The 12,334-nt window shown below is 65.2% G+C and carries 13 protein-coding genes; 11 read left to right on the forward strand and 2 right to left on the reverse strand.

What is annotated here, in order from left to right:
• The first annotated feature begins 10 nt into the window (after positions 1 to 10).
• The 11 genes from AAIL67_RS22815 to AAIL67_RS22865 all read left to right on the forward strand — a co-directional run bounded on the left by AAIL67_RS22815 (position 11) and on the right by AAIL67_RS22865 (position 10,281).
• Positions 11 to 811, forward strand: coding sequence for an alpha/beta hydrolase (locus AAIL67_RS22815; protein WP_034392762.1), 801 nt, complete (start codon positions 11 to 13; stop codon positions 809 to 811).
• Positions 812 to 851: 40 nt separating this feature from the next.
• Positions 852 to 1,850, forward strand: a complete 999-nt coding sequence (locus tag AAIL67_RS22820; protein ID WP_034357982.1) for an ABC transporter substrate-binding protein — start codon at positions 852 to 854, stop codon at positions 1,848 to 1,850.
• A gap of 68 nt (positions 1,851 to 1,918) precedes the next feature.
• On the forward strand, positions 1,919 to 2,698 hold the full coding sequence (locus AAIL67_RS22825) for an ABC transporter ATP-binding protein (RefSeq protein WP_003078463.1): 780 nt from the start codon (positions 1,919 to 1,921) through the stop codon (positions 2,696 to 2,698).
• Positions 2,699 to 2,728: 30 nt separating this feature from the next.
• Entirely contained in the window at positions 2,729 to 3,490 is a 762-nt protein-coding gene (locus AAIL67_RS22830) for an ABC transporter permease (protein WP_343485182.1), read from the forward strand.
• Positions 3,491 to 3,510: 20 nt separating this feature from the next.
• Positions 3,511 to 4,023, forward strand: coding sequence for a nucleoside deaminase (locus AAIL67_RS22835; protein WP_343485183.1), 513 nt, complete (start codon positions 3,511 to 3,513; stop codon positions 4,021 to 4,023).
• Between the two features lie 24 nt (positions 4,024 to 4,047).
• On the forward strand, positions 4,048 to 4,845 hold the full coding sequence (locus tag AAIL67_RS22840) for an FAD binding domain-containing protein (RefSeq protein ID WP_034392753.1): 798 nt from the start codon (positions 4,048 to 4,050) through the stop codon (positions 4,843 to 4,845).
• 6 nt (positions 4,846 to 4,851) lie between these two features.
• On the forward strand, positions 4,852 to 7,134 hold the full coding sequence (locus AAIL67_RS22845; protein ID WP_343485184.1) for a molybdopterin cofactor-binding domain-containing protein: 2,283 nt from the start codon (positions 4,852 to 4,854) through the stop codon (positions 7,132 to 7,134).
• Entirely contained in the window at positions 7,131 to 7,667 is a 537-nt protein-coding gene (locus tag AAIL67_RS22850; RefSeq protein WP_343485186.1) for a (2Fe-2S)-binding protein, read from the forward strand. The genes AAIL67_RS22845 and AAIL67_RS22850 overlap by 4 nt, the downstream gene beginning before the upstream one ends.
• A 215-nt stretch (positions 7,668 to 7,882) precedes the next feature.
• Complete coding sequence (locus AAIL67_RS22855; protein WP_343485187.1) at positions 7,883 to 8,839, forward strand: rhodanese-like domain-containing protein; 957 nt, start codon at positions 7,883 to 7,885, stop codon at positions 8,837 to 8,839.
• A 157-nt stretch (positions 8,840 to 8,996) separates the two neighbouring features.
• Positions 8,997 to 10,094, forward strand: coding sequence for a YeeE/YedE thiosulfate transporter family protein (locus AAIL67_RS22860; protein ID WP_343485188.1), 1,098 nt, complete (start codon positions 8,997 to 8,999; stop codon positions 10,092 to 10,094).
• A 13-nt stretch (positions 10,095 to 10,107) separates the two neighbouring features.
• The gene (locus AAIL67_RS22865; RefSeq protein WP_012837430.1) at positions 10,108 to 10,281 is read left to right on the forward strand and encodes a hypothetical protein; all 174 of its coding nucleotides are present in this window, start codon (positions 10,108 to 10,110) and stop codon (positions 10,279 to 10,281) included.
• A 62-nt stretch (positions 10,282 to 10,343) separates the two neighbouring features.
• On the opposite strand, the gene AAIL67_RS22870 is transcribed toward AAIL67_RS22865, so the two are convergent.
• Both AAIL67_RS22870 and AAIL67_RS22875 read right to left on the reverse strand, forming a co-directional pair.
• Positions 10,344 to 11,312: a VTT domain-containing protein gene (locus AAIL67_RS22870; protein ID WP_343485189.1), complete on the reverse strand. Its 969-nt coding sequence runs from the start codon at positions 11,310 to 11,312 to the stop codon at positions 10,344 to 10,346.
• Between the two features lie 83 nt (positions 11,313 to 11,395).
• Complete coding sequence (locus AAIL67_RS22875) at positions 11,396 to 12,310, reverse strand: alpha/beta hydrolase (protein WP_343485190.1); 915 nt, start codon at positions 12,308 to 12,310, stop codon at positions 11,396 to 11,398.
• Positions 12,311 to 12,334: the final 24 nt, after the last annotated feature.

Genomic DNA, 12,334 nt, shown 5'->3' on the forward strand with positions numbered 1-12,334 from the left:
GGAGACCACGATGACAAGCTCACGCAATATGGTGCTGATCCACGGGGCCTGGCAAGGCAGCTGGGCTTTTGCGGCCTGGACGCCGCTGCTGCAGGCCCGAGGCTGGAAGGTGCTTGCCGTCAATCTGCCTGGCAACGATGCCGCCGCCGAAGACGACAGCTGCGCCAATCTCGACGGCTACACCGCCCATGTGCTGCGCGTGCTGGAATCGCTGGACGGCCCTGCCGTGGTGGTCGGTCACAGCGGTGGCGGCATGACGGCGTCTCAGGTCGCCCAGGCCGCCCCCGAGCGGGTCAGCGCCCTGGTCTACCTGGCCGGAATGATGCTGCCCAGCGGCATGAGCTATGGCGATGTGATCGCACAATGCCGCGCCGCCGATCCGGGCTTTGACTACCAGGGCATAGGCCCGCATCTGGCCTGGAACGAGCAGCGCAATGCCAGCAGCGTGCCGCTGGAAGCCGCCATGGCTTTGTTCCTGCATGACTGCCCTCCGACCGCAGCGCTCAAAGCGGCCAGCCGTCTCTGCGTCCAGCCCGAAACGGGCCGGGCCATGGTGAACCGGCTCAGCGCAGAGCGTTTTGGCCGGGTGCCACGTATCTATGTGGAATGTCGCCAGGACCGCTCCGTGACGCTGCCGCTGCAGCAGCGCATGCAGCAGCTCACGCCGGGCGCCAGGCGCATCAGCCTCGACTGCGGCCATGTGCCACAGCTGGCCTGCCCTCAGGCCCTGAGCGATACCTTGCTGCCGGTTTTGGATGAAATTCAATCAAAACCGTTTATGAGCTTGCGCATGCCGCTCATCAATGTATAGCAACCAATTACCCAAAACTCGCATTCTTCAGGAGTTATTCATGACGCGCCCCGCTACCTACTTCAAACGCTCCGCCCTTTTCGCCATGCTCGTCGCCTGTGGCGCAGCGGCCCAGGCAGCCGACAAGCTCACGGTACAGCTCGACTGGCTGCCCGGTGGCGACAAGTCCTTTGTCTATGCCGGCGTGCAGCAAGGCTTTTTCAAGGACGAAGGCCTGGACGTGAAGATTGTTCCCGGCCGAGGCTCGGCCGATGCCGTGACCAAGGTGGCCTCTGGCTCTGCCGATGTGGGTTTTGGCGGCATCTCGGCGCTGATGATGGCCGCTGCCGAAGGCAGGATTCCCGTCAAGGCCGTGATGTCGCTGTATTCCAAACAGCCCGATGCGCTTTTCACGCGCACCGACAGCAAGATCAGGAGCCTCAAGGACATGGAAGGCAAGACGGTGGCCATGCCCACCTTCTCCTCGTCGAATGCCCTGTGGCCCATAGTGCTGCAGAAGAACGGCGTGGACGCCAGCAAGATCAAGGTCATCAAGTCGGACCCGGCGACGCTGGCACCCATGCTGGCCCAGGGCCGCGTGGACGCGACCATCAACTGGGTGACCGTGGCTCCAGCTTTCGGCGCCGTGCTCAAGCAGGCCAGCAAGGAACTGTCGGTCCTGCCCTGGACGCAGTTCGGTCTGGACGGCTATGGCTGGTCCGTCATGGCCAGCGACAAGACCATCAAGGAGCGCCCCGAAGTGCTCAAGCGCTATGTGCGGGCACTGGGCAAGTCGCTGGAGTTCTCCATCCAGAACCCGCAAAAGGCGGCCGAGTCGCTGAAGGCCCAGGTGCCCGAGGCCGACACTGCCGTGGTCAAGGCCGAATTTGAAGCCTCCATCCCGCTGCTCAGGAACGAGATCAGCCAGCGCGACGGCCTTGGCAAATTCGAGCCCCGGCTGCTGGCTGCCACCTGGGGCTGGGTGGCCCAGTCCATGAGTTACGACCTCAAGAAGGTCGACCCGGAAACGCTGGTGGACCGCCGCTTTCTGAGCCAGTAAATCCGATGCGAGGGCGTCGCTGCGCCGCCCTCGCGCTCCCGCCCCTGTTCTTTCCTTGATCGCCTGCCATGCAATACGTAATCGATCTGAACGCGGTCACCCAGACCTTTGTCTCCAGCGATGGCAGCCCTGTCACGGCCCTTCAGGGCGTGGACCTGCATCTGCGCCGCCACGAATTCGTCTCGCTGATCGGCCCCTCAGGCTGCGGCAAGTCCACCATACTGCGCCTGATTGCGGGCCTGATCCGCCCCAGCAGCGGCGAGGTACGCATCTTCGATCTGCCCGTGACCGAACCACGCGACGAGATCGGCATGGTGTTCCAGAAGCCCACGCTGCTGCCCTGGCTCTCGGTGCTGGACAACATCACCTTTCCCATGCGCCACAAATACGGCCATGTGGAAATGAAGGAAGAGGCCCGCGCCCAACAGTTGCTGGAGATGATCGGCCTCAGAGACTTTGGCCACAAGCGGCCCCACGAACTCTCGGGCGGCATGCAGCAGCGCGTCGCGATTGCACGCTCCTTGCTGCATGACCCGGACATCCTGCTGATGGACGAGCCCTTTTCGGCGCTGGACGCACTCACCCGCGACGAAATGAGCCTGGAGCTGTTGCGCATCTGGAACGAGCGCCCCAAGACCGTGGTCTTTGTGACCCACTCCATCCAGGAGGCCTTGCTGCTGTCCGACCGCATCGTGGTCATGAGCGCCCGCCCGGGCCGTGTGGCCGACATCATCGATGTGCCGCTGGCACGCCCGCGCAGCATGGCCACCCTGGCCGATCCCGTGTTCACCGAAATGGCCAACGAGATTCGTCTCCAGGTCTTCAGCAAACACCCCGCACACGCCTGAAGATCCTCCCGCAGCCCCAAGAGGCCCCCTATGTCTGCCCTCATACAACGCCATGCTTCGCTGCTGGTTTTCCTTGCCATCCTGCTGTTCTGGGAGTGCGCCTGCCGCCTGGCGCATATCCCCGAGTACATTTTTCCCGCTCCCAGCCAGATCTGGCGCTCTGCTGCCGAGATGGGGCTGCAGCGCTGGCTGGAGCATGTCACGGCCACCCTGCAGGTCGCGCTCATAGGCTATGCGCTGGCGATCGCGCTGGCCATTCCGCTGGCCATCGCCATCACGCGATCACAGCTGCTCTCGAAAATCATCATGCCCTGGCTGGTGGTGATCCAGTCCACCCCCATCGTGGCCGTCGCCCCCATCATCGTCGTCACGCTGGGCGCCGGCCTGCTGCCCCGCGTGGTCATCACCACGCTGATTGCCTTTTTCCCGCTGGTGGTTTCCACGGCCCTGGGCCTGGCCTCGGTGCCGGCAGAGCTGGTGGAGCTGTCGCGCTCGCTGCGCGCCACCACCAGCCGCCAGTACTGGCAGATTCGCATGCCGTTTGCCGTGCCCTATGTGTTTTCCGCCCTCAAGGTCTCCATCACGCTGGCCATTGTGGGCGCCGTGGTCGCCGAGTTCGTGGCTGCGGAAAAAGGCCTGGGCTATCTGATTCTGTTTGCCACCTCCTCCTTCAAGGTACCCGTGGCCTTTGCCGCACTGGCACTGCTGGTGCTGTGCAGCCTGCTGCTCTATGGTGGGGTGCAGCAGTTGCACAAGCGCCTCTTTCCCTGGAGCCAGAGCACTCCAGCCTGATCAACACAAGGACCGCCACCATGACAGACCAGAACTTCCCTCCTCAGGGCCTGACGCCCTCTGCCGAACAAATCCAGCGCAATCTGCGTCGCGCCCAGGCCGTGGCCCAGCGCGCAACCCAGATGGGCCACCACCCCTTCGGCGCCGTGCTGGTGGGCCCCGACCAGGAGAGCGTGCTCATGGAGCAGTGCAATATCGACACCGTCAACCACGCGGAATCGACCTTGGCGCGCATGGCGGCCACCAATTACACGGCAGAGTTTCTCTGGAGCTGCACGCTCTACACCAATGTGGAGCCCTGCTGCATGTGCGCCGGTACGGCCTACTGGGCCAATATCGGCCGCATCGTGTTCGGCATGACCGAGCACCGCCTGCTGGAATGCACGGGCAGCCATGGCGAGAACCCGACCATGAGCGTCTCGTCGCGCTATGTCTTCGACCATTGCCAGAAGGCCGTGGAGCTGATCGGCCCCGTCCCCGAGATGGAGACCGAGATCGCCGCCCAGCAGCAAGCCTTCTGGGCGCAGCGCTGAGGACCACGCCTGCAGAAGGCTGCCATGCTGCTCACCCACCCCTCGTCACCCCAGGCCGCGCAGGCCCTGGCCCGCAAGCTCGGCGATGCCGCCTGCTTCATCGCCGGGGGCACGCTGCTGCAGCAGTCATGGGCAGAGCCTCGTCTGGCGCCGTCGGCCACCCATTTCATCAATGTGATGCACTGGCCCGAGATGCAGCAGATCAGCCTCGGCCCGCAGTATCTGCATATCGGTGCAGGCATGCGGCTGGAAGCCGTCCGCCGTCACCCCTGGGTTCAGCAGCACGCGCCCGTGCTCGTCCAGGCCCTGGATCAGCTCGGGGCCATGGGAATACGCCGCCTGGGAACCCTGGGCGGCAATATAGGCTGGGGCGAAGGCGACTGCTGCCCGGTATTGCTGGCCATGGATGCGCAGGTCGAGTTGACGGACGGCAACCTGCAGTCGCTGGCGCAGACGCTCAAGCTCATGGACCGGCCTCTGATGCTGTCGTTCCTGCTGCCGCGCAGCGATGTGATGGAGCCCCGGCCACTGGTGTTCGAGAAGGTCGGCTATCGCGCGGCATTCTCCCCCGCGCGCCTGCGCATGGCCTTGCGCTGGAGCGATGCACAAAAGCGCCTGAACCTGGACCGCATTGCGGCGGCAGCCCCGGGCATAGGCGTGCACCGTCTGCAAGCCACGGAAAAGCTGCTGAGCTATGCGCAGGAGTTGCAGATCCGTCCCTCCCTCGGCGATATACGCACCACCTGCGAGCAAAGCCTGCCTCCCGATCTGGCCCGGATTGCCAGCCGCCTGATTGCCGGACATTGCGGGCTGCTGGCCTGAACCGTCATGGAATTCCACACCCCTCATCACATCCGCGAGCTGGGCCTGGAGGCTTTGCCGGTCCGGCCCGATGCCAGGGCCAAGCTCGGCGGCAACCCGGGCTTTCTGAGCGACCGCATTCAGCCCGGTCAGCTGCGCGCAGCGATTCTCGGCAGCCCTCATCCCCATGCGCGCATTCTGAGCATCGACACCAGCGCCGCCCAAGCCCTGCCAGGCGTCCATGCCGTGGTCACCCATGCCGATATCCCCGGCACCAAGCACTATGGCTTGCGTAAGGTGGACCGGCCTGTGCTCTGCATCGACAAGGTGCGCCATGTGGGCGACCCGGTCGCCGCCGTTGCGGCCGTGGACATGGAGACGGCGCGGCAGGCTCTGGCGCTGATCCGGGTTGACTACGAACCCCTGCCCCCTGTCTGCGACCCGGTCACCGCCCTTGACGGAACGGCGGCCTCCGACCAGCCGGTCCATCAGGATGGCAATCTGCTGCATGCCTGCAGCCACCGCCAGGGCGACATGTCTGCGGCCCAGGCAGCCACCGTGCACTGGGTGCAGGACAGCTATGTCACGCCGCGCCAGATGCATGCTTTCCTCGAGACCGAGGGCGGTGTGGCCGAGCCCGATGGCGCGGGCGGCCTGCAGCTGTTCTTCGGCGGCCACAACCCCGCGCGGGACAAGCAGGTCATCGCCGACATGCTGGGCCTGCCTCACGACAGAGTGCATGCCGTGGGCACACCCGTGGGCGGCTCCTATGGAGGCAAGGACGAGCTGACGATTCAGCCGATTGCGGCCCTGCTGGCCTGGAAGGCGCAGCGCCCCGTACGGCTGCATCTGACACGCCCGCAATCGGTGGATCTGGGTGTCAAACGACATCCCATGCAGATCGACATGCAGACCGGCTGCGACGCACAGGGGCGGCTTACCTACCACCAGGTGCAGATAGTGGCCGACACCGGGGCCTATGCCACGCACGGCCCCGAGGTGCTGGATGCCGCGCTCGAGCATGCCCCCGGCCCCTACCGGTATCAGGCGCTGGACCTCGGCGCCAGGCTGGCTTATACAAACAACGGCATCGCGGGTGCGTTTCGCGGCTTCGGCGCCGTGCAGGTGCAATTTGCACTCGAGCAGCAGATGGACAGACTGGCTGCGCTGGTCGGCATGACAGCTGACGCGTTTCGCGCCCTCAATCTCGCCGCTCCCGAGGCACCCGGCCCGCTGGGCCAGCATGTCGTGCCGTTTGACGGCGCCCAGCGCGCACTCGATGTCGCCCGCCAGCAAGCGCTGTGGCGCGGGCCGCATCGCTGGGCCAGCGCGGACGGCCGGCATCTGCACGGCGTGGGCCTGACGCTGATCCATCGCAGCGACGGCTTTGGCAAGGGCGGGCCCAGCGACTGCCGCATGGAGCTGGCCCTGGCTGCCGACGGTGCGCTCGAGCTGCGCTGCGGCTTTACCGAGTTGGGACAGAACCTGGTCGGAGCCATACAGAGCCTGGGCGCGCAGCATCTGGGCTGCGCCGCCGACGCGATCAGGCCGGTGCTGGGCGATACCCGGCTGACGCCCGACTCGGGCCCGGTGGCCGCCTCGCGCGCCACCACGCTGGTATGGCGCGCCTTGCAGCAGGCAGCCCGGCCCTGGCAGCAAGCCTTGCTCCTGGCCGCCGCAAGACTGCTACCCAATATTCCTCTGCGCTGCGGCGCATGGGGCCTGGAAAGCGCTGCGGGCCTGTGCCTCAGCTATGCCGATCTGGCAAAGGCATCGGGCGAACAAGCGCCCTGTATCTCCATAGACCTGCGCGCAGAGGACCCTGAGAGCAACGCGCATGACACCCACTTCGTCTTCGGAGCCTGCGCCGCCATTGCCCAGGTACGCGTCGACACCTGGAGCGGCTTGGTCCAGGTGCAGCGGCTGGTGATGTGCACGGCGCTGGGCCCCGTGGCATCGGCCCAGGGCTATCTGGGCCAGATGGAAGGCGGCGCCCTCATGGGCCTGGCCATGGGCACGCAGGAGGAGCTGGCTTGCCTGGACGGCCACTACCAGGCACGCAATCTCGACGGCTATCTGATCCCCACGCTGGCCGATGCCCCTGAAATGCAGGTGCTGGCGATCGAGAACCTTCCCGAGGGCGATCCCATAGGCCCGCGCGGAGCCGGCGAGATCAGCGTCAACCTGGCCCTGCCCGCAGTGGCCAATGCCCTGGCCGCCGCACTGCAGCGCCCCATCACCCAACTGCCCATGACCCCGGAGCGCGTGATCGCGCTGCTGGAGGCGGGCGCGGAGTCCTCCACACCATGACGACGCCCCACATCCCGGAGCACGGCGGCAAGCCACCCGCAGCAAGCGCAAAGGAGGCCTCGGCTTTTGTGCTGCAACTGAATCTGAACGGCCAGCCGGTCAGCACCAGCTGCAGCCCCGATACCCGGCTGCTGACCTTGCTGCGCGAGCACTGGCACCTCACCGGGGCCAAACCCGGCTGCGAAGTGGGACGCTGTGGCGCCTGCATGGTCTGGCTCAACGGCGAGCCCGTGAATGCCTGCCTGCTGATGGCCTATCAGATCCAGGGTCAGACGGTGCGCACCATCGAGTCCGTGGCACAGGACAGCGCCAGCGAACCCGTGCGCGACGCGCTGGCGCGCTGCGGCGGCGTGCAATGCGGCTATTGCACCTCCGGCATGGTCATGAGCATGAGCTGGCTGCACCAGCAGCAGCCCCGCCCCACGGTCGCCGAGGCCGAGGCCCAGATGTGCGGAAACCTTTGCCGCTGTACGGGCTATGGCGGTATCCGGCGTGCCGTGCAGGAGCTGTTTCCGGCCGTGCAAATCGCATGATTCATCTAGATCAATAGCTGTAATCGCCTACCCACAAAGCGATTCAACCACTTCTAGCTATCATCATCAGAAGTCATGCCGTTTGCTCTCCGGTTCATGACCCCAGGCAATAAGCAGACAAGTTTTTCTTGGTTGGCCCTGTCGCGGCAAGGCCGGACAATAGAGGCCCTGGGCATAGCCATGCCCCTGACGAATCGGCTTTGCCGACTCCTGCCATGAAAAACTCTCTGACACGCTATGCACTGGGTCTGGGCTTGGGCCTGGGCGCCACCAGTTGGGCGCTCGCAGCCCAACCCCTGCTCAACCCCGAGCAACTGCAGCCACTGCTGCAGCAGGCCGATGTCCGCCTCATCGATATCCGCGACCCCAAAGCCTTCGAGGCCGGCCATATCGCCCAGGCTGCCAACGCCCCCTACGGCAAATGGCGCGGCCCGGCCACCAATCCTGGCGAACTGCCTGACCAGGCCAAGCTGGTGGCGCTGGTGCAGTCCCTGGGCCTGACGCCAGCCACGCATGCCATCGTGATCTCCAGCGGTGCCGATGCCACGGACTTCGGTGCCGCGGCGCGTGTGTACTGGACGCTCAAAAGCCTGGGCCTCAAGGAGCTGTCCATCGTCAACGGCGGCATGAAGGCCTGGGAAAGCGCAGGCAAGCCCCTGGGCAAGACCCAGGTGCAGATTGCGCCCAGCAGCTACGCCCCGACTTTTGACGCCAACTGGCTGGCCACCCAGCAGGACGTGGGCAAGCATATCGACCTCTCCAATGCGGCCCTGGTGGACTCGCGCCCCGACGCCTTCTATCTGGGCAAGACCCGCGCACCCGCCGCCAAGCTCTCGGGCACCCTGCCCGGCGCCCAGCAACTGGATTTCAATCAGTGGTTTGTGCCCGGTACCTCACGGTTCGTGGATGCTGCCAAGGCCCGGGAAATCGCTGCCAAGGTCCAGCGCCCGCAAGGCCAGGACATGGTGGCCTTCTGCAACACCGGTCACTGGGCGGCCACCGACTGGTTCGGCCTCTCCGAAATGGCAGGCCTGCCCAATGTGAAGCTGTATGCGGGCTCCATGGTGGACTGGACGCAATCCAAGGACGCGCCGCGCATGGCCAACCAGCCAGGCCGCGCCCAGTCATTGGCCTATGACGCCCAAAAATGGTGGGAAAAAACTTTTAAATGACTCCCCTGAGTCGCTGCGCGCCTTCCCCAAGCCGGGCGCCCCCAAGGGGGACAACAACTTCGCTGCAGGGCGGCCTTTGCTCGTTGTCTCTGATCTGGGTGCATGCCCTTTGCGGAAAGTGCGTCGCAGTCCTTACCCATCAATTCCATAAAAACACATGAAACGACTTCCCATAACGGCCTTGCTGGCCGTTTTCTTTGGCTGGCTGCTGTGGTCGGTCTCGGTGCGTCAGGCGGCGCTGTTTGCCGTGGGCATTGGCCTGGGCGCGGTGCTGGCCGGCAAGCGCTTTGGCTTCACCACGGGCTGGCGCATGCTGGTCGAGGAAAAGGACGGCAGCGGCATCTTTGGCCAGTTGCTGCTGCTGGCGCTGGCTGCGGCACTGGCCATGCCTTTGCTGGGCCATTTCCCGGAGCTGACGGCAGCTCTCGGCCCACCCAGCATCAGCCTGCTGGTCGGTGCCTTTGTCTTCGGCCTGTGCATGCAGATCGCCGACGGTTGCGGCAGCGGCACCCTCTACAAGGCGGGCATGGGCATCCCCATGAACACCGCCATACTGCCTTTGTTCGCGATCGGCAGTTTTCTGGGCAGCCTGCACCTGGGCTGGTGGCTGGACCTGGGCAATACGGCCCCCGTGGGCCTGGTCACGCAATGGGGCTGGGCTCCAGCGCTGATCGCCACGCTGGTCGCGCTGGCCGTGATCGCGGCAGGCGTGGCCCTGTACGTGAAAAAGGCCAATGCCGCCCTGAACCGCCCGGCCAAGCCGCTGCTGGTGCGCAAATGGCTGGTCGGTGCCGTGCTGCTGGCCGTGCTGGCCACGCTCAACCTGATCATTGCGGGCCAGCCCTGGGGCGTGGTCTACGGCTTTGGTCTGTGGGCCGCCAAGATCGCCAACGCCACGGGCGCCGTTGATCTGGCCAGCAACTGGTTCTGGAGCCAGCCCGGCAATGCGGCGCGCCTGCATGAAACCGTGCTGCTGGACGTAACCAGCATCACCAATATCGGCATTCTGGGCGGCGCACTGTGGATTGCCGCCGGCAAGCCCGCGGCAGCCAAGGCACTGACAGGCACGCAATGGGTCGTGGCCCTGGTGGCGGGTCTGGTGCTCGGCTATAGCTCGCGCCTGGCTTTCGGCTGCAATGTGGGTGCCATGCTCTCGGGCATCTCCACCGGCTCCATCCACGGCTGGATCTGGGTGCCGCTGGCATTTGCGGGCACCATCTTCGGCCTGCGCATCCGCCGCCATTTCGGCTTCTGAGCAAGGAACAACCATGACCTCACCAAGCACCTTGCGCACCGTATTCTGGGCTCTGCTGCTCGTCTTTCTGGCCTGGGACTTTCATACATCGCCGGCCATCGACCTGCGCTTCGAAGCGCCGCTGATTGCCGCCGGCTCCGGCCAGGCAGCACAGGGCGGGCATTGCTCCATGCCTGCCGGCAAGTAAGCGCTTCGACCCACCCGACGCCCTGCCCAAGGAATGGTCAGGGCGTTTTCTTTGGGGCCTGCTCAGGCCTGGGGCTTTTCCAGCTCGAAGCCCGCTGCCTCCCAGGCCGTCAGGCCACCGGACAATGGCCGGACGTTGTGAAATCCCGCACGCTGCAATTGCCGGGCCACGCGCGCGGCGGAGATCTCGTCGGGACAGTCGCAGTACACAACCAGGCCATGCTCATGCCGCTCACGCGGCAGCAAATGTTCGTAGGCCGCCTTGCCCTTGCCCTTGCCCTTGCCCTTGCCCTGATGCTCCAGCCAGGAGCTGGCCCCGGGAATATGACCCTGACCGAAGAGCAGGGGTTCGCGCACATCGATCACCGTCGGTGTGATGCCCTGGGCGTTGAGCCCCGCCAGTTCCTCGACCGACATGCGCGGCATCTTCAGCGAACGCACCACGCGCTGCCTCTGCCACCATTTGCGCGCCACGAAGACCGCGAACGCCACGCACAGCAGCAGCAGCCCCCATTTGCCCAGTGCCGTCAGCACATCGAGCAGATCCTGCACCGTGGAACTGAACAGCGAGCCCAGAAACACCGCCGATCCCACCCAGATCAAGGCCCCCAGCGTATCGAACAACACAAAGGTGCGCAGCGGCGTGCCCACCACACCGGCCAGCGCACTGGCAATGGAGGCAAAGCCCGGCACGAACTTGGCCACCAGCAAAGACCTGGCGCCCCAGCGACCATAGACGGACTCGGTCTGGCGTATGCAGGCATCGGGCGAGAGCGAAATGCGGCAGATACGTCCCAGCACCCTGTGCCCATAGGCTCTACCTGCGTGGTACCAGAGCACATCGGCTATCAGCGCTGCGGCCACCGCAATCACGGTGAGCCAGCCCAGGCGTGCCAGGCTTCCGCCCTCCAGCGCTCCGGTCACCACCAGCACCGGATAGGCCGGGATGGGTGCGCCCAGCTGCTCCACCAGCACGTTGAGAAAGACAATGCCGAAGCCGTATTCCCGAATCAGATCCACGACGAAACCCATGACCCACGCTCCTTACCCCGACCAGGGTTAGCCACCGATGCTAGCGAGACGCGAACATCCCCGGGCCTGCGAGGTTTTGCGCGTCAAGCCTGGTGCAAATGGGACAGAACGGCCTCGAAATGCGTGCTCACATTGAGCGCCGGCGCATGGCCGCAGTCCGGCACTTCCAGCCAGGTCAGCAGACCTCGGGCACCGGGGCCACGCTGCTGCATCTGCTCGGCCACCGGCTTGAGCACCAGATCGGACTCCTCGCCGCGCAGCAACAGCACCGGCAGTTGCAGCACGTCATAGTGATCCCAGAGCAGATAGTCATTGTCATGCTCGGTGAACTGCTCGATCATGCGCGGATCGTAATGTGGGGTGACGCGGCCGTCATCGCAACGACGCGTGCTGGTCTCGGTCAGCTTGCGCCACTCGAAATCGCTGAGCCGGCCATAGGGCTTGTAGGCCGCGCGAAAAAAGCCTTCCAGCTCGGCGACAGTGTCAAACACCGGCGGCCGGCCCGCGTAGCTCTTGATGCGGGCCAGCGCAGCCTCCGCCAGTTCGGGCGCGTTGTCGTTGAGCGTGAGTGTGAGAATGCGCCGCCTGAGATCCGGCTCGAACAGGCCGGATGCACAGACCGTGCCTATCGCTCCGCCCATGCTGGTGCCCACCCAGTGCACCTGCTGCAGCGCCAGCGCATCCATCAGCTCGCGTGCCAGCCTGGCATAGAAGCGCAGCTGATACTCCTCGCGCGGGTTGCGGCTCCATTGGCTCAGGCCGCGGCCCAGCGTATCCGGGCAGATGACGCGATAGCCTTGCGCCGCAAGAAACTGCGCCAGTGCATCCATGTCGCGGCCCGTGCGTGCCAGGCCATGCCAGGCGATCACCGTAGCCTTGGTCGGGCCTTGCGGCTGCCAGTCAAGGTAATGAATCTCGTAGCCAGCGCAGTTCGCATAGCGGGATGCCGGCACGATGGCCGCAGAAGCGCAGTTGTTGGGCATGGCAGGTTTCAGCATCAAAAAGGCCTCTAGCGCATATGT

The sequence above is a fragment of the Comamonas sp. A7-5 genome, from assembly GCF_039581385.1.
Classification (GTDB): Bacteria; Pseudomonadota; Gammaproteobacteria; order Burkholderiales; family Burkholderiaceae_C; genus Comamonas; species Comamonas thiooxydans.